Below are 15,790 nucleotides of genomic sequence, written 5' to 3' on the forward strand. Positions count from 1 at the left end.
TTTCACGGCAGGTTCACCATTCGCTGCAGCGTGGAGGCGCGTTGCAGCCCTCCATCTACACCCATCCATCGAGCCCCGTTGCGGTCATCCGCTCAGGCATTTACATCCACAACGATGCGGCCGCGCACCTGACCGGGGATGATCTTCTCGTACACGTCCAGCACGTCGGCAAGCCCGATCAATTGCACCGTGCTTTCCAGCTTCTGCGGGTCCAGGTCGGTAGCGAGGCGATCCCATGCACGCTGGCGAACGTCCTGCGGTGCATTCACCGAATCCACGCCCGCAAGGGTCACGTTGCGAAGAATGAAGGGCAGCACCGAGCCGTGCAGTGCATCGCTCTGCGCCAGGCCGCACGCGGCCACGGCACCGCGGTACTTGGTCTCGGCGATGGCGTTGACGAGGGTAGGGCCGCCGGCCACATCCACCACGCCGGCCCAGCGTTCGGCGCTCACCGGTCGGCCGCGCGGTTCCGAAAGCTGCGCGCGGTCGATGATTTCGCTCGCACCCAGGTTGTGCAGATACTCAGCATGCTCCGGGCGCCCGGTAGCGGCCACCACGCGATAGCCCAGCTTTGAAAGGATCGCCACCGCGATCGAGCCGACACCGCCGTTGGCGCCGGTCACCAGCACATCGCCCTTGTCGGGCGTCACGCCAGCATGTTCCAGGGCCAGTACGCACAGCATGGCGGTATAGCCAGCGGTGCCGATGGCCATGGCGTCGCGGGTGCTCAGGTTGCCGGGAATCCGGTTGAGCCATTCGCCCCGCACGCGGGCGCGCTGTGCCAGGCCGCCGTGGTGGCCCATGCTCAGGTCCCAGCCATTGAGCACAACGCGGTCGCCTGGCTTGAAGTCGGCCCTGCTGGATTCCAGCACCACGCCTGCCAGATCGATGCCGGGAATGAGCGGGAATGTCCGGATGACCGGACTCTTGCCGGTGAGGGCAAGCGCATCCTTGTAGTTGAGCGTGGAGTACTCGACCTGCACCAGGACGTCACCGTCCATCAGGTCGGCTTCATCGAAATCGACCAGTTCGGTCGAAACCTGGTTGTTCGTCTTGCGGGCGAGCAGTGCTTTGAACGTCATGGAGGGGCTCACATTCACCGGATGAGGCCATGCTAGGCTCGCGCCTCTATCGCAACAAGAACGATGATTTTCCGTAGGTACTATGGTTTTCCGGAGTATGCATGCGTAGCAAGCGTTGGGATGGCAAGAGCGGTTGTGCCGTGGAAGTCACGCTGTCGGTGATCGGCGGCGTGTGGAAGCCGATCATTCTTTTTCACCTGATGATGGGCAAGCGACGTTTCATGGAACTGACGCGGCGGGTGCCCAACGCCACCCAGTCCATGCTGACCAGCCAGCTGCGTGAACTGGAAGCCGACGGCGTGGTGATCCGCCACGTGTACGCGGAAGTACCACCGAAGGTGGAATACGAGCTGTCCGAGTTCGGGCGCACGCTGGTGCCGGTGCTGCTGGCCATGCGCGAGTGGGGTGAAACCTACCGCGGCTATCAGAGTACCCAGGGCGATAGCTGAAGGCTGAGCGGCGTTGCACATGCCGCATGCCGGATTCGCTAACGCTCACTTCCACCGATGGGTCTTTGGCGGCGGCGTGCATGTCGTATACGGCAGGATAGGGCGCCCGGGCAGTGCACGCTGGCGGGGTTCATCTGCTGGCGAAGCGCGTCAGCCGATGGACAACTCGACATCCGCTGACGCAACCAACGTAACAGCGCGATCGCTCGGGATTTTCCTGCTTTTCATCGCCGGTTCGGGGCGGTAACCATGGCCGCGCCAAGGCATTCGCCGTGGCCGGGATTGGCGTCCCGAACGTACATGATGCGCGGCGTCACGGTTGCAGCCAGAGTTGCAACCGTGACAATGCATCGCCTGCCAGTTCATGGCGGACGGTGCGTGGGGATTTCTTGATCCGCCGGCTTCTTGCATCATGTATCCGGCACGCCAACCCGCACCGTCCGCCACCTTGCATCTGCAGGTGGCCACATCGTGAGGTTGCCGTCATGCCCGAACGTCTGCCCGATCATCCCCGCCTGCATGCGCTGCTGGGCGCCGCCGTGCGCGATCTTCCCGCTGCCTTGGCCGAAACGCTGGAGGACGCGCTCCGCGAATCCGCCGAGCCCGTCACGCCATCGGCATTCTTTGCACACCTGAAAGGCCATGGCCGGAACCTGCGCGCCGATGGCGAGGCCTGGAGTGAAATGTGCCTGAGCCCCGGCCGCGCCTTCGACATGGCCCTGGCGACCCGCAGCGCGTCGGGCATCACGGCGCTGACCGCGGTGCTGCACGCCGCGCATGTGGCACGGGAGAATGACGATCCTGCCTGCTGCCCCTCCGCAGCCGTGGTCGAGGGCCTGTTCAACGCCTGCCAGGTGCTGTCGCTGCAGGTGGAACGCTGCCTGGTGCCGTGAAGGGCTGCGATGCGGTTCCTGTTCCGTTGACGCCCAGTTGCCTATAGTGGCGCCGGAACCCTGCAATGGAATGCCCATGCGCGTGATGTCCCCCGGCCGTTGCCTGACGCTCGCACTTGCCGTTGCAGTGAGTGCCGGCGCGTGCGCACGGCCACCGTCCACCGAACACGAAAGGAATCCCGCCATGTCCGGCGCAATCCAGACCGGCCGCACGATCAACGGTCACACCTATACCGATGCCCCCGTGGACGTGAAGCTGGGGCCGAACACCTTCCGCATTCCGGCCAACTACCTGGACAGCCAGATCGCACCGTGGCCTGGCGAGGGCGTGACGCTGGTCATCGAGTGGCCAGACATGACGCCGACGGCTCCGGGTGCCCGGGCGAATCCGCGTACGAATGATTTCCGCAAGGAGATTGCTGTCCGCATCAACTACATTGATCGCATTCCAATTGAGACTTCGCTTTCAAGGCTTTCCTCAAATGAAGCCATCACGGAGGAAGGCTCTGTGGAAAGGGAGGATCCCAGGGACCGTCTCGATCAACGCGTCGCACAGCCGGAGACCTTGGGCCTGACGCCCTATGCAATCGATGAAGGGAAGATGGTGTTGTACGCGAAGAAGTATGAGGCCCGGTATGGGAAGCCGCCTGTCCGCAATCCGGCATTCGAGCGCGACTGGTATGTTGCACGGGACGGTGCCGGGGGGCTGACAAGCTTCATCAAGTGCGATAGCGCAACGTTCCTGGGGGACGGAGTGCGCCTGACGCATGATGAGGTCATTGATCTGGACGATCCTGTGGCTGCCGGATGCGTTCACTACTTTGTCGATATCTCTGACAGCCTATCCATCTCCCTGCATTACAAGCGAGCTTTCTTGAAGGACTGGAAGCGCATGGAAGATGCTGTTCGCGATGTTCTTGCTGCAGCACGGACACGCTAAACGACGAGGCTCAAGGAGAAAGCAATGAGCGGCCTGACCCAGAAGGACATCAGAATCCTCATCGATTATGCGGATGCCGGTAATCGTGAGCTGTACTGGAACTACCTGTCGCAACTGCCGGGTTCGGACGGCTACGGTACGCTGGCACTAGGTGTGGTACGTAATGACAGTTTGCCTGGACGCGTGGCCAATGCCTACGCGCAAAGCCATGCCAGATCTCAGAATGACGAAGGTTCGCGCTTTCCAAATGCTGAGCTGAGCGAGCGCCAGTGGGAGGCATTCGGCCGGACACTGCTGCGGGAAGATCTGGAGCTTCGACAGGCGTGGATGGGAAACGGACGTGCGGATCTCGCGCTGAATCTGCCTGGTGCTGACGTCATGCTCGCTCATGACCGCGCTTTCGAGCAGCACAGACTGGACCCCAATTGCTGGACTCCTCGAGTGCTCCTGCAAGCCGCCTCGGACAAGAGCGGCCCCGAGAAGCTGGAGCAGATCTGGACCAACATGCTCAACAATGACTACGCCGGGGGCCCGCGCGTAGGCAACACCAGCGTCGATGCCATCAGCCAGATGGGATGGGCGAAGGGCGGGCAGTACCTGACCCGGTTGAGCGTGCTGGAAGCCACCCAGGTACTGGAGGGCCGCTCGGCGGTCGATCCGAACGTCATCGGTGGCAACAGCTACTACGCGATGTACTTCGAAGCGGACAGGAAGTGGGTCAGCGTCAGTGCAGGCGGCGGCCACATGTCGCTGCGCGAGATCACCGATCCCGCCCGTATCGCCGAACTCAACGACGCCCGCGAGGTTCGTCTGGAGCGGCAGGAGAAGCGGACCCAGTTCCACCCGGACGACCCGTACCGGACCATTACCCGCAGCCCGCTTACCGCAGCGGTGGACGCCGTGCCGGATCCCGCACAGGCACCGATCCGTCTGGCCGACATTGGTCCCGGCCATCGTGAGTACGCATTGATGCAGCAGGTGCGCGAAGGCGTGGCCGCGATCGATGCGAGTGCTGGGCGAACCCATGATGAGAACAGCGAGCGCCTCGTGGCGAGCGTCATGGCATTGGCGCGCCGCAACCAGCTCGAACGTGCCGACCATGTGCTGCTGAGTGCGCAGACCGCCGATCACCCGGCCGGCCGCAACGTGTTCGTGGTGCAGGGCGAGTTGAATGATCCGGCGCATCTGCGGGCCTCCATGCCCACGGACCGGGCAGTGCAGACACCAGTCGAGCAGTCACTGCAGGCGCTGCAGGCCGTCGGTGCGGATCGTGAACAGGCACATGCACAGCGCCATCAGCAGGAAATCGATGTGCAGGCACGCGACACCCCGGCCATGCGCATGGGCTAGGGTCCCGGCCCGCAGTAGCCCCTGCCTCACGCGGTCTTTGCAACTCTGTGCGTGGGCATTGCTAAGTTCGCTTGGCATCCCTCACAGGAACCTGCAATGACCCGGACGTCCCCGCTTGTCCTGCTGGGCCTCTGCCTGGCCCCGGCCCTGGCCTTCGCCCAATCCGACCGGCAGGTGGCCGAAGACATGGTCACCCGCGCCGCCAACGTCTGCCCAGGCCACAGCACCGAGCGCACGGCGCCTACGGTGAAGAAGGTACCGGTGGGCGCGCTGCGCGTCATGCTCGACCGTGGCCTGGTGATGTGCCCGGACCGCCGTCTGGATGCCTCTGCACCCGCAGTGTTCTACGGCCGCGTGGGTGTATTTGGCTGGAATCCGGAGGTGCCAGCGGCTGCGACGGTGGTTGTCGCCAAGATCGACCAGATGACCCGCAAGGATGAGTACCCGGTGGAAACGCTGGTGTGGGATGCCAAGGGCACGGCCCTCTCCCAGCAGACGGTTCCGGCGTTCGAGCCGCGCCCGGGTGCGGCGGTGCTGTACAAGGTGCGTTGAGCGCCGCGCGCTGGCGGGTAGATGCCCACCTTGGTGGGCATCCTGGTCCTCGCGCGCGGTGACGGAGCCGTGCCCACCAGGGGGGGGCACCTGCCAAAGCGATGCGACGTGGCATCCGGTACCGGGGGGCTACTTCGCCGGGGCATCCGCGGTCTGTGCGGCCACCATGGCCTGCTGCATCTCCTTCAGCGACAGATAGCCATCGCCATCAGTATCCAGCCCCGCGAAATACTTCGCGATTTCCGGCACCACTGCGGCTTCCTTCCTGCTGATCTTCCCGTCTTTGTCGGCATCCATTTCCTTGAACGCGGCGTCGATGGAATCTGCCTGCCTGTTGAAGCGTGCTTGCTGGTACTTCGCGTACTCGGCCTTGTCGATGTGGCCATCGCCGTTGCTGTCCATGACGGCGAAGCTGGAGTCGATATAGGCCTGTTTCGGGTCGTCGCTGGCGGCGTGGCCGATCAGCGGCGCGGCGCACAGGGCGATGATGAGTAGCGTCTTGTTCATGCGGTCGGTTCCTTCGGGATGCAGGGCAGGTCAGCGGCAGGGATGGCTGTAGCCATCCGAACCGCGGTAGGTGTCGTTGCGGCGGTCGTAGTTGCCGTAGCGGTTCATGCAGTAGTCGGCGCGCTCGCGGGTCTCGCGCTCGCGCTTGGCCGCGGCGGCGATCACGCCAGCCACCACCGCTGCGCCGACCACGCCCACCACCACGCGCTTGGCCTTGGCATCGTCGCGCCGGTCGCGCTCACGCTCGCGCTCGCGGCGCTCCCAGTCTTCGCGCTGGCGGACCTGGTAGCCCTGGTCCCAGCCGGAGCGGTAACCATCGCGGTACTGTGCGTGAGCCTGGCCCGCGTAGGGCAGCAGCACCAGCAGTTGCAGTGCGGCACCCAGCAGCAACGCTGTACGTCCTGTCTTCTGAAACATCGTTCCGCTCCTGTGCGGCTGTGTCGGTCGTGCCAGTACAGCGCTCGGACATTGCGCGAACCTGTAGTCGTCTGCGCTGGCCACCTCTCGTTCAGCGCACCAGCGCCTCCACCGGGTCCAGCTGCGCCGCACGGCGCGCCGGCAGGAAACCAAAGCCGATGCCGATCAGGCTGCTGCAGGCGAACGCGGCCAGGATCGAGGTTGTCGAGAACACCAGCGAGAAGCCGATGTCGGCCAGTGCCAGCACTGCTCCCAGCGCCAGCGCCACGCCGATGCCGAGCACGCCACCGAGCAGGCAGACCAGTACCGACTCGATCAGGAACTGCTGCAGGATGTCACTGCGGCGCGCGCCCACGGCCATGCGCACACCGATCTCGCGGGTGCGCTCGGTCACCGACACCAGCATGATGTTCATCACCCCGATGCCGCCTACCACCAGCGCGATGGCGGCAATGGAACTGATCATCAGCGTCAGGATGCGGGTGGTCTGCTCGATCGACGTGCGGATCTGCGCGTTGTTGCTCATGTAGAAGTCCTGGCGCCCGTGGCGTCGCTCCAGCAGCCGGCGGATGGCGGCCTCCGCGGCCTGCATGCCCACGGTGTCGGACACCCGCACGGTGATGCTGGACACATGGCTCTGCCCCAGCATGCGCGCCATGGCGGTGGTGTAGGGCACCCAGACCTGCAGCAGCGAGGCATCGCCGACGGCGCCGGCTTCCTTCTTCACCACGCCCACCACCCGCACCGGGACATTGCCCAGCAGCAGGGTCTGGCCGATCGGGTCTTCTTGCGCGGCGAAGAACCGTGCACGCGTGTTGGCATCGATCACCACCACCTGCTGGTAGCCGGCGACGGCGGGCTGGCCAAAGAAGCGGCCTTGCCCCAGCTTCAGGCCATGCACGCGGAAGTACTGCTCACTCACGCCCTGCATCTGCACGTTGGCCGAGCGGTTGCCACGCTGCGCAGTGCCGCTGCTGGCGACGCCGGGCGTGGCGCTGTCCACGAACGGTTGCCCGGCCAGCGCCGCGCTGTCGCCGGGCGTCAAGGTCTCGACTTGTGCAGCGTGCACATCGCCGAAGCCGGAGCCCGGATAGACCTCGATGGTGGTGGTGCCCAGCGAAGCGATGTTGGACAGGATGGCCTGGCGCGCGCCGGTACCCAGTGCGACCACCGAGACCACCGAGGCAATGCCGATGATGATGCCGAGCATGGTCAGGAAGGTGCGCATGCGGTGCGCGTTCATCGCGCGCAGGGCCATGCGGAAGGCTTCGCTGAAGCGGTCGCGCAGGGCCTGCCAGCCGGTGCCTTCACTGCGCGGCTGCAGGGTGGCTGCGATGCTGCTGGCGAGGCCAGTCGCGGCAGCGGTGGGGCGATCGTCGACGATGCGTCCATCGCGGATCTCGATGATGCGCTGCGCATGCTCGGCCACGGCCATGTCATGGGTGACCAGCACCACCGTATGGCCTTCGGCGTGCAGTTCGCCCAGGATCTTCATCACCTCCTTGCCGGACTGGGTGTCCAGCGCGCCGGTGGGCTCATCGGCGAAGATCACCGCACCGCCGTTCATCAGCGCGCGCGCGATCGACACGCGCTGCTGCTGCCCGCCGGACAGCTCGCCGGGCAGATGCAGCATGCGTTCGCCCAGGCCCAATCGCTGAAGCAGGGCTTGGGCGCGGGCATGGCGCTCGGCGCTGGGTTGGCCGGCGTAGATGGCCGGCACTTCCACGTTGCCCAGCGCGGTCAGGTCGGTCAGCAGGTGGTAGCGCTGGAAGATGAACCCGAAGTGCTCGCGGCGCAGCTCGGCCAGCTCGTCCGGCGACATCTGCGCGGTCTCGCGACCGGCGATCTGATACGCGCCGGACGAGGGCCTGTCCAGGCAGCCCAGAATGTTCATCAGGGTGGATTTGCCCGAGCCGGATTGGCCGACGATGGCCACCAGCTCACCGGCGCGGATATCCAGGTCGATGCCATCGAGCACGACCAGGGTCTGTTCGCCCGCTGCGAATTCGCGACGGATGCCGCGCACACGCAGCAGCGGCGTGTCCTTCTCTGTGTCCATCATGGCTGTGCGGCGGCTGCGGCGGCGACGGCATCGCCGGTCTGGGCCAGTACCACCTGTTCGCCTTCCTGCAGGCCACTGCGTACTTCCACGTTGATCTGGTCGTCCAGCCCGGTGGTGATGCGTCGCGGGGCAGGGTGGCCGTCCGCGCCGCGCACCTGCACGCTGTAGCTGCCGTCGGCGGCACGCGCACCCAGCGCGGCCGAGGGAATGGTCAGCACGCCCCTGGCACGCCCCAGCACGATGCGTACCTGCGCCGTCATGTAGCTGCGCAGGCGGCCATCGGCGTTGTCCACGTCGAACTGGCCGTTGTAGTACATGGCCGTACGGCTGGCGCCCGCCGAAGCGCTGCCGGGCGCGAAGCCGGAGGTGTCTTCGTTGGTGATCGACTCGGGTGCCGGTGCGATGTCGCGCAGCGTGCTGCTGTAACGTCGGTCACTGTCACCCAGGATGGTGAAGAACGCCTCCTGTCCCAGTGCGGTGTGGACCACGTCGGCCTCGGAGATCTCGGCGTAGACGGTCATCACGTCCTGGTTGCCGAGCATCACGATGGTCGGTGCACTCTGTACCGCGTTGACGGTCTGGCCCTGGCGAGCGACCACGGCCAGCACGGTGCCGTCGGTGGGCGCGGTGATGCGGGTGTAGCCCAGGTTGGTCTGCGCCACATCCACATCGGTCTGCCGCTGCACCACCTCGCCATCGAGCGCGGCGATCTGTTCACGGGTGGCATCGACCTTGGCCTTGGCCGCATCGTAGTCTGCGCGCGCGACCAGTTGCCTTGAAACCAGCGCCTGCTGGCGTTGCAGGGTCAGCTGGTACTGGCGGAGGTCGGTGGCCAGCGCATCGCGGTTGGCGCGCGCGGTGCGATGTGCCGCCTGCGCACTCAACAACGCGTTGCGCTGGGTGCGCGAATCGATATCGGCAATCGGATCGCCCGCCTTTACCTTGTCCCCCAACTTCACATGCAGGGTTTCGATGCGGCCGGAGACCTGCGCGCCCACGCTCACCAGTCGCGAGGGCTTCAGTGTTCCGGTGGCTTCCACGATCTGTTCGATGTTGCCGCGGGTGACCGGTGCCAACTGCAGTTGCGGTGGTGGTGCAGGCCGGAGCCACGCGAAGAGCGCCAACAGGGTGCAGAGGGTTGCGGCCGCAATGATCAGCACGCGGCGGCGGTGGCGCGGTGCGGTGCTCATCGGCACAGCATCCAGGAAAGACAGGGCATCGTGAGTCCTCGCGACAGATGGGAGTGCACGCCGGCAGGGCAGGCGTGGATGGCCGTCGAGTCTCAGTGCGCCAGATTGCGTGAACCTTGCGGAGGTGCGGGCGTTTCAGTAGGCGGCGCCCTGCGTGAGCAGTGCCATCGCGATGAACTGGAGCATGCTGCCGAGCGCCAACAGCACGTGGCGGAGGCGTTGCGCTGCCGTGGGCAGGGTCGAAAGCTGGCACAACGCGCCGACAAGCAGCACGGCGCAGATCGCAACGGGCAGCGTTGCGGTGGCGGCGATGATCGCGATGATCATCAACGTTGCAGCAAGCATCACGGCGGCTGCATGTGTATCGAGGGACCGCAGCAGCGGGGGAACGGGGCGTGGTGCAGCCCCCCGCCACACTGCCAGCATGTGCAGCGCGGCGTGCACGGCGACGAACACCACCACGGCGGTGGCCGTTGCGTGCGCGTGCCGATACGCGGAAGCCACCAGCGCAAGGCCTGGGAGCAGCAGGAACAGCGCGGCGAACAGGCGGATCAGCACGCCTGCCCGCTCGCGTTCGGGAATCATCCGCAGCCAGTGCGGCCAGTGTTCCAGCCCACGCGCGCGGCCTGCATGCGCCCGACAGTTCCACGCTGCGGCGGTCAGGCTGGGCGCATTCCGTGGAGGCGGGGTGGGTGTGGAAGAGGGCGGTGGAGAAGCTCCCTGTGTCACATGCAGGCTTCCTGTCAGATCCGGACGCAGCACCTTCAGCGGTGCTGCTCACCTGGATGCTGGGCAGCGAACATTGCCGCAACCTTGCGCATCAATCGCGATCGCTGTGCGTGGACAGCCGGTAGTCATCCACGGGGAAGGGATGTGCTCAGTTCGCCGGCGCCGACGTGCTGGTGACGCCTGGATGCAGGGGGAACTCGACGCGGATCAGGGCGCCGCCGCCAGGTGCATCCAGAATCGTGACGTGGCCGCCGTGACGGTCGATCACCTGCCGCACCAGGTTCAAGCCCAATCCGGCGCCGGTCTGCCGGGGGCGCAGGCGCTGGAAGGGTTCGAACACGCGTTCGCGCTGGTCGACCGGAATGCCGGGGCCGTCGTCTTCCACCTCAAGGCAGCTGCCCTGTACGCGCACGATGATGTGGCGTCCACCGTGCTCGGCAGCATTCAGCACCAGGTTGGAGAGCACCCGTTCGATGGCGCCGGACTCGCCCAGCACCGGGAAGTTCGGTTCCACCGCCACGGCGACTGTCTTGTCGGACTGGATCAGCAGGGGGGCCAGATCGGCGACGACCCGCTTGGCCACGCGGGCCAGGTTGAGGGAGTCCTTCGGCCCCTCTGCTTCCATGCGGTGCAGGTCCAGCAGCTGCTCGGCCAGCGTTGCCAGCCGAGCGACTTCCACGGCCAGGCTGCGCGAGGTGGAATCGTCGGTGGCATCGATCTTCACCCGCAGGATGGCGATGGGCGTACGCAGCTCGTGGGCGGCGGCGGCGATGAAACGGCGCTGCCGTTCGTGCCCTTCGTCCAGGCGGTCCAGCGCTTCGTTCACTGCGGTCACCAGGGGGGCGATCTCTACCGGTACGGCGGTCTCTGTCAGGCGGATGCCGCGACGGCTGGCAGAGATGTTGCGGGCTTCCTGCGCGATGCGTTCCACGCCGGCCAGGGCGCGGCGCACGATGATAGGGGTCAGGATGATGGTGGCCAGGCCCAGCAGCAGGAAGATCGGCAGGGTGATGATGTGCGCGGCCAGCGCCATCTGCCAGGTCAGCGAATCGGTTTCGCCATGCGCCATGATGGTCAGCTTGCCGGCCGGGCCGCTGTGCTGGCGTATCACCACGGCCAGGCCATCGTTGCGGCCGCGTCCGCGCAGGTCGCCATAGGGAATGCCGTCGAGGGCGCCGACCAGCGACGCGTAGGCGGGTGGAACGTGGCCGAACGTCACATGGTGGCCCTGCTCATCTTCGGCGATGAACCACGCGTCGGGGACGATCTTCAGCAGTTCGGCCAGCTCCGGCGTGTGTTGCACATACAGTTCGCCCTTGCTATCGCGGTGAACGGCCTCTGCCGCCACCGGGGCGAAGGTCTGGATGGTGTAGTAGCCGCCGCTGTCGACACGCACCAGCACCATCAGCAATGCGAAGAACGCCACCAGCAGTGCGAGCAGCTGGTAGATCAGCGTTTTGACGATCAGCGGGCGCTTCAGTGAGGGACGACGCGCCATTACTTCGTTTCCCGCATCAGATAGCCGACACCCCGGATGGCATGGATTTCCACTCCCGCATCGGCGTCGGCCAGCTTGCGCCGCAGGCGTGAGACATGCGAGTCCAGCGTATTGGAATGGATGCCGTCGTCGAAGCCGTACACCGCCATCTCGATGGATTCGCGCAGCACGGTGCGGCCCAGCCGGCGGGCGAGGGCCGCCAACACTCGGATCTCGCGGCGCGGAAGCTCCAGCCGCTGTCCGCCCACGCTGGCCTCGCCCGAGGTGGGGTCGAACAGCAGCCGGCCGATGCTCACCGGCTCCACCTGCATGCCGCTCGGACGGCGCCCGGCCGCGCGGATCCGCGCGAACAGTTCTTCCAGCGCGAAGGGCTTGGCCAGGTAGTCGTCGGCGCCTTCATCCAGGCCGGCGATGCGGTCCGGCAACTGCCCCAGCGCGCTGAGCACTATGATCGGCACTCCGGGATTGCGTCCGCGCAGCACGGGAATGAGCCCCAGACCGTCACCATCGGGCAGGGTGCGGTCCAGCAGCACCAGGTCGTGCGATCCGGAGAGAGCAGCCTCGCGGGCCAGGGCCACGGTGCTGGCCAGATCCACCACGTAGCGCTCGCGCTGCAGGGCAGACTTCAAGGTGGCGGCCAGTTCGGCTTCGTCTTCGATCAGCAGGATGTGCATCGGCGGGAATCGGGCGGGAAGGGGGCTCAGGGGAGGGGCGTCTGCACGCGCCGGCACCGTATTACAGGAACATTGCGTGAACATGGCGTGCCTTCGAGCCCTGCCGGTGACGCCGCAACACCGCTGCGGCGCGGACCACCCGGCGCAAGGTTCGCGCAATCCGGGCACTCCAGCCTTGGCGCTCGTCCGCTTATCCCCAACCCCTGGAGTGCCCATGAAGTTGTTCGTCCCGCTGTTGTTCGTTGCCGCGCTGAGTGGCTGCACCACCGCCAAGATGACCGTCACCCCCGATGGACGCCGTGGCGTTTCCATCGACTGCAGCGGCTCCAGCTCCTGGAGTGGCTGCTACGAGAAGGCCGGGCAGATGTGCCCAAGCGGCTATGTGGTCTTCAGCAAGGATGGCGACGACGGCAATGCCATCGCCGTGGGCAACAAAAACGGGTTCACCTCCACCCAGATGGCCACCCGCTCGATGCTGGTGTCCTGCTCACACTGACGCGGGCAGGGGAGGTGGGTTGCACCTCCCCTTGGCGCGCTCTGCCGCGCAGCGTCAGAAGCTGTAGGCTGCCTGCACATACACCCGCCGCGGCTCACCCGGGAAATGCCCGTTGCGTTCGATGAAGCCGCTGGCCGCATATACCTTGTCGAACAGGTTCTTGACGTTGGCCTGGAACTGCCACTGCTTCCACGTGGTTTTCCAGCTCATGTCGAACACGGTATAGGCCTTCACCGCCTGCCCATCCAGGCTGACACGCTCGCCGACATGATCGGCGCCGAAGCCGATGGCAGAGTTGATCGATGGCAGGTCGTAGCGCGTCCACAGGCCGAGCTTGTTGCGTGGCGCATTTGCGAAGCGGTCGCCGGAGGCATTGGTGATGCCATTCGGTCCAGCATCCTTCACCCGTGCGTCGTTGTAGGCGTAGGTCAGGTTCACCACCCAGCGCTCGGTGACGTCGGCCAGCAGGTCCAGTTCCATGCCCGTACTGCGTACCAGGCCCAGCGCGGCCAGCTGGTTCACGCCGTTCCGTACTTCACCGGTGGCCTGCACGATGTTGCTTCGGTCGATGCGGTAGGCCGCCATGTTCAAGGTCACGCGGTCGGCCAGCAGGGATTTCATGCCGACTTCCCACTGCCTGCTGCGCTCGGCATCGAACGGTCCACCGGCCGCGGGGTTCTGGTTGGCGGCACTCTGCGGCACGAAACCGCTGGCGACGTTGGCATACAGGTTCAGGCCGTCCCGCACGGTAAAGGTGGTGCCCAGGCGCCAGCTGAGATCGTTGCCGTCCACGCTGCTGCCACCCATGCGGTCCTCATCCTTGAAGCCGTCCCAGCGCAGTCCGGCCAGCACGTGCCAGCGCGTGCCCAGTGCCAGCTCATCCTGCAGATAGCCGCCGTAGCGCTTGCTGCGGATGGAGGTGCTGCGCCAGGGCAGCGTCGCCAGGTTGTAGTCGTGCCAGGTGCTTGCGCCATAGATCGGGTTGAACAGATCGATGCCGCGCACCGGGCCGGCGCCGCGTGCCAGGTCGGCGCTGTTGGCGGTCTGCGCGGTGAATTCGGCGTCGAGCTGATACACGTCGGCACCGAACAGCACCTTGTGTTCGATACGGCCGGTGTTGATCCGCCATATGGCATTGCCGCTGGCGGTGAAGGCCTCGTTGTCACGGATCTGGTTGCGCAGCTGGCGCGTCATCCACTCGGCCACGCCGTCACGGTCACGATCAATCAGCCCCATCGGCTCGTGGTACATCTGGTGCTCGTTGTTGCTGAACCAGCGCGCGGCAATGTCCACGTCCAGGTTGTCGCGCGGTGCGAAGCGGTACTGCGCCAGCGCCACCCTGGCGCGCATGTCGAGGAAATCACTGGCTTCGTTGTGGTTCCAGCGGCGGTCGGTCAGGAAGCTGCCGGCGTCGTTCACCGGCACGCCGCGCAGGCGGTTGCCGCCCAGGTTCTGGGTGATGTCGGTGAACTGCAGCACCAGTTCGCCGGTCTGGCCAACGTCGAAGGCCAGCGATGCATCGCCGATCACGCTTTCGCTGTCGGCATTCCAGCGCAGGCCCTGCTCGCCGTCGGCATACAGGCCGGCGCGATAGCGAATGCTGCCGGTGGCATTCACGGGGCCGGTGCCTTCGATCGATCCGGCGCGGAAGTCCTTGTCGCCCACCTGGAACTCGATGCGGCGTTCGGCGGTGGCCTTGGGTTTGCGTGTCACGTAGTTGATGACACCGCCGGCATCACCACCGCCATACAGCGCACCGGCTGGCCCCTTCAGCACTTCCACGCGTTCGATGTTGAACAGCTGTGGCACCGAGAAGCCTGCATAGGGATCACCGCGCAGGCCGTCGTAGAGCACGTTCTCCTGGCGGAAACCGCGCAGGGTGACGCCGGCATAGCTGAAGAAGCTGATGCCGCTGATGCTGCGGTACAGATCGGTGACCTGGCGCGCAGCCTGGTCGTCGATCAGCTCGCGCGGCACGACCTGGATCGACTGCGGTACCAGTTCCAGCGGGGTATCGGTGCGGGTGCCGACGGCCGCATCGCTGGCGCGGTACAAGGTCTGTGCGCGGCCGCGGACTTCGACCTTGTCCAGATCCTTCGGAGCGTCAGCGGGGTCCTCGGAAGACAGTGCAGGCGGAGCCAGGGAAAGGGATAGCGCCAGGCAGAGCGCGGGCTTCAGAGGGGGAGGAAGAGGCATGAGGGGTCGGGGGCGGTCGCAAATGAGAAAGATTACCATTTGCAACACTTCGTGACCTATCCCCCGAATGCGCTATGGACGCAGGCCCGGGTCGGTATAGGGGGTTCCCGCCAAAGCCACCAGCACGCCGGTGCCAGCCCGCACGATCAGCTGCAGCATAGCCTCGCGTGGATCCTCGCCCTGCCGCTGGCTGGCCAGTCCTTTCTCATAGGCGGCCACCATCGACGCCAACAGCATGGCTGCGCCCAGGCGTGCCTCCGCGTCGTGCGCCGGTCGGCCGACGGCGTCTGCCATCAGCTGCGCCAGGTCGTCGGCCAGTTGCGCCTGCAGCCGCCGTGCGTGCGCCACCAGCACCGGGCTGTCGGCCACGGTGGCCCAGAAGGCCCCCGCACCGGCATTGATCCGCAGCAGGGGATGGCCGCTGGCGAGCAACTCCCGCACCAGCGATTGAAACGCGGCCAGCGGGGTCATGCCGCGGCGCGCCGTCATGCCCTCGCGGAGCAGGGTGCGGGCCTCCTCATCGCGGTCGAACACCAGGTCTTCCTTGCTGGCGAAGTAATTGAAGACCGTCTTGCGCGAGACCCCGGCCGCATCGGCGATCTCGGACATGGACACCGATTCGAAGCCATGACGGATGATCAACTCGGTGGCGACGTCCGAAATGGTCTGTCGGGTCTCGGTCTTGCGCTGCTCGCGGCGGCCCGGCGGCGGGGTCATGGGCGGTTCACTTGTGGAAACGTACACCGAGTGTAACA

The 15,790-nt window shown here is 65.9% G+C and carries 16 protein-coding genes; 6 read left to right on the top strand and 10 right to left on the bottom strand.

The window, feature by feature from the left end; all coding sequences use genetic code 11:
- Positions 1 to 92: 92 nt before the first annotated feature.
- Complete coding sequence (gene acuI, locus ACXI0D_RS16090) at positions 93 to 1,082, bottom strand: acrylyl-CoA reductase (NADPH) (RefSeq protein ID WP_479642797.1); 990 nt, start codon at positions 1,080 to 1,082, stop codon at positions 93 to 95.
- Between the two features lie 101 nt (positions 1,083 to 1,183).
- Between acuI and ACXI0D_RS16095 the strand changes: the two genes are divergently transcribed.
- The 5 genes from ACXI0D_RS16095 to ACXI0D_RS16115 all read left to right on the top strand — a co-directional run bounded on the left by ACXI0D_RS16095 (position 1,184) and on the right by ACXI0D_RS16115 (position 5,266).
- On the top strand, positions 1,184 to 1,531 hold the full coding sequence (locus ACXI0D_RS16095; RefSeq protein ID WP_479642798.1) for a winged helix-turn-helix transcriptional regulator: 348 nt from the start codon (positions 1,184 to 1,186) through the stop codon (positions 1,529 to 1,531).
- A 485-nt stretch (positions 1,532 to 2,016) separates the two neighbouring features.
- Positions 2,017 to 2,424: a hypothetical protein gene (locus ACXI0D_RS16100; protein WP_430345987.1), complete on the top strand. Its 408-nt coding sequence runs from the start codon at positions 2,017 to 2,019 to the stop codon at positions 2,422 to 2,424.
- A 76-nt stretch (positions 2,425 to 2,500) separates the two neighbouring features.
- Positions 2,501 to 3,364: a Smlt3025 familytype IV secretion system inhibitor gene (locus ACXI0D_RS16105; protein ID WP_479642799.1), complete on the top strand. Its 864-nt coding sequence runs from the start codon at positions 2,501 to 2,503 to the stop codon at positions 3,362 to 3,364.
- Positions 3,365 to 3,388: 24 nt separating this feature from the next.
- Complete coding sequence (locus ACXI0D_RS16110) at positions 3,389 to 4,714, top strand: Smlt3024 family type IV secretion system effector (protein ID WP_479642800.1); 1,326 nt, start codon at positions 3,389 to 3,391, stop codon at positions 4,712 to 4,714.
- Between the two features lie 96 nt (positions 4,715 to 4,810).
- Positions 4,811 to 5,266 carry a hypothetical protein gene (locus tag ACXI0D_RS16115; protein ID WP_049444338.1) on the top strand — a complete coding sequence of 152 codons (456 nt, stop codon included), beginning with the start codon at positions 4,811 to 4,813 and terminating at the stop codon, positions 5,264 to 5,266.
- A 129-nt stretch (positions 5,267 to 5,395) separates the two neighbouring features.
- Here the strand turns inward: ACXI0D_RS16115 and ACXI0D_RS16120 are convergent, their stop codons facing one another.
- The 7 genes from ACXI0D_RS16120 to ACXI0D_RS16150 all read right to left on the bottom strand — a co-directional run bounded on the left by ACXI0D_RS16120 (position 5,396) and on the right by ACXI0D_RS16150 (position 12,343).
- On the bottom strand, positions 5,396 to 5,773 hold the full coding sequence (locus tag ACXI0D_RS16120) for an EF-hand domain-containing protein (protein ID WP_049444336.1): 378 nt from the start codon (positions 5,771 to 5,773) through the stop codon (positions 5,396 to 5,398).
- A 30-nt stretch (positions 5,774 to 5,803) separates the two neighbouring features.
- The gene (locus ACXI0D_RS16125) at positions 5,804 to 6,190 is read right to left on the bottom strand and encodes a hypothetical protein (RefSeq protein WP_049444334.1); all 387 of its coding nucleotides are present in this window, start codon (positions 6,188 to 6,190) and stop codon (positions 5,804 to 5,806) included.
- A 91-nt stretch (positions 6,191 to 6,281) separates the two neighbouring features.
- Positions 6,282 to 8,252 (bottom strand): MacB family efflux pump subunit, encoded by a 1,971-nt coding sequence (locus tag ACXI0D_RS16130; RefSeq protein ID WP_424143891.1) that lies wholly within the window; start codon positions 8,250 to 8,252, stop codon positions 6,282 to 6,284.
- Positions 8,249 to 9,442, bottom strand: a complete 1,194-nt coding sequence (locus ACXI0D_RS16135; RefSeq protein WP_049444330.1) for an efflux RND transporter periplasmic adaptor subunit — start codon at positions 9,440 to 9,442, stop codon at positions 8,249 to 8,251. Before ACXI0D_RS16135 ends, ACXI0D_RS16130 begins: the two co-directional genes overlap by 4 nt.
- Before the next feature lie 135 nt (positions 9,443 to 9,577).
- A complete protein-coding gene (locus tag ACXI0D_RS16140; protein ID WP_080347494.1) occupies positions 9,578 to 10,027 on the bottom strand; it encodes a hypothetical protein in 450 nt (149 codons plus the stop codon).
- Positions 10,028 to 10,319: 292 nt separating this feature from the next.
- Positions 10,320 to 11,669, bottom strand: a complete 1,350-nt coding sequence (locus ACXI0D_RS16145; RefSeq protein WP_135967024.1) for a sensor histidine kinase — start codon at positions 11,667 to 11,669, stop codon at positions 10,320 to 10,322.
- Positions 11,669 to 12,343, bottom strand: a complete 675-nt coding sequence (locus ACXI0D_RS16150; RefSeq protein ID WP_049444326.1) for a response regulator transcription factor — start codon at positions 12,341 to 12,343, stop codon at positions 11,669 to 11,671. Before ACXI0D_RS16150 ends, ACXI0D_RS16145 begins: the two co-directional genes overlap by 1 nt.
- 214 nt (positions 12,344 to 12,557) lie before the next feature.
- On the opposite strand from ACXI0D_RS16150, the gene ACXI0D_RS16155 reads away from it, so the two are divergent.
- Complete coding sequence (locus tag ACXI0D_RS16155; RefSeq protein WP_049444324.1) at positions 12,558 to 12,839, top strand: hypothetical protein; 282 nt, start codon at positions 12,558 to 12,560, stop codon at positions 12,837 to 12,839.
- 54 nt (positions 12,840 to 12,893) lie between these two features.
- Here the strand turns inward: ACXI0D_RS16155 and ACXI0D_RS16160 are convergent, their stop codons facing one another.
- The gene (locus ACXI0D_RS16160) at positions 12,894 to 15,035 is read right to left on the bottom strand and encodes a TonB-dependent siderophore receptor (RefSeq protein WP_479642801.1); all 2,142 of its coding nucleotides are present in this window, start codon (positions 15,033 to 15,035) and stop codon (positions 12,894 to 12,896) included.
- Positions 15,036 to 15,107: 72 nt separating this feature from the next.
- A complete protein-coding gene (locus ACXI0D_RS16165; RefSeq protein WP_479642802.1) occupies positions 15,108 to 15,752 on the bottom strand; it encodes a TetR/AcrR family transcriptional regulator in 645 nt (214 codons plus the stop codon).
- Positions 15,753 to 15,790 lie beyond the last annotated feature (38 nt).

The sequence above is a fragment of the Stenotrophomonas sp. C9D9 genome, assembly GCF_056491205.1.

What these genes read in the sequence shown, in the direction of transcription:
- ACXI0D_RS16105 (WP_479642799.1), top strand. Translation starts at nt 2,501, where the DNA reads ATGCGCGTGATGTCCCCCGGCCGTTGCCTGACGCTCGCACTTGCCGTT.
- ACXI0D_RS16100 (WP_430345987.1), top strand. Translation starts at nt 2,017, where the DNA reads ATGCCCGAACGTCTGCCCGATCATCCCCGCCTGCATGCGCTGCTGGGC.
- ACXI0D_RS16160 (WP_479642801.1), bottom strand. Translation starts at nt 15,035, where the DNA reads ATGCCTCTTCCTCCCCCTCTGAAGCCCGCGCTCTGCCTGGCGCTATCC.
- ACXI0D_RS16145 (WP_135967024.1), bottom strand. Translation starts at nt 11,669, where the DNA reads ATGGCGCGTCGTCCCTCACTGAAGCGCCCGCTGATCGTCAAAACGCTG.
- ACXI0D_RS16140 (WP_080347494.1), bottom strand. Translation starts at nt 10,027, where the DNA reads ATGATTCCCGAACGCGAGCGGGCAGGCGTGCTGATCCGCCTGTTCGCC.
- ACXI0D_RS16165 (WP_479642802.1), bottom strand. Translation starts at nt 15,752, where the DNA reads ATGACCCCGCCGCCGGGCCGCCGCGAGCAGCGCAAGACCGAGACCCGA.
- acuI (WP_479642797.1), bottom strand. Translation starts at nt 1,082, where the DNA reads ATGACGTTCAAAGCACTGCTCGCCCGCAAGACGAACAACCAGGTTTCG.
- ACXI0D_RS16115 (WP_049444338.1), top strand. Translation starts at nt 4,811, where the DNA reads ATGACCCGGACGTCCCCGCTTGTCCTGCTGGGCCTCTGCCTGGCCCCG.
- ACXI0D_RS16110 (WP_479642800.1), top strand. Translation starts at nt 3,389, where the DNA reads ATGAGCGGCCTGACCCAGAAGGACATCAGAATCCTCATCGATTATGCG.
- ACXI0D_RS16155 (WP_049444324.1), top strand. Translation starts at nt 12,558, where the DNA reads ATGAAGTTGTTCGTCCCGCTGTTGTTCGTTGCCGCGCTGAGTGGCTGC.
- ACXI0D_RS16120 (WP_049444336.1), bottom strand. Translation starts at nt 5,773, where the DNA reads ATGAACAAGACGCTACTCATCATCGCCCTGTGCGCCGCGCCGCTGATC.
- ACXI0D_RS16135 (WP_049444330.1), bottom strand. Translation starts at nt 9,442, where the DNA reads ATGAGCACCGCACCGCGCCACCGCCGCCGCGTGCTGATCATTGCGGCC.
- ACXI0D_RS16130 (WP_424143891.1), bottom strand. Translation starts at nt 8,252, where the DNA reads ATGATGGACACAGAGAAGGACACGCCGCTGCTGCGTGTGCGCGGCATC.
- ACXI0D_RS16125 (WP_049444334.1), bottom strand. Translation starts at nt 6,190, where the DNA reads ATGTTTCAGAAGACAGGACGTACAGCGTTGCTGCTGGGTGCCGCACTG.
- ACXI0D_RS16095 (WP_479642798.1), top strand. Translation starts at nt 1,184, where the DNA reads ATGCGTAGCAAGCGTTGGGATGGCAAGAGCGGTTGTGCCGTGGAAGTC.
- ACXI0D_RS16150 (WP_049444326.1), bottom strand. Translation starts at nt 12,343, where the DNA reads ATGCACATCCTGCTGATCGAAGACGAAGCCGAACTGGCCGCCACCTTG.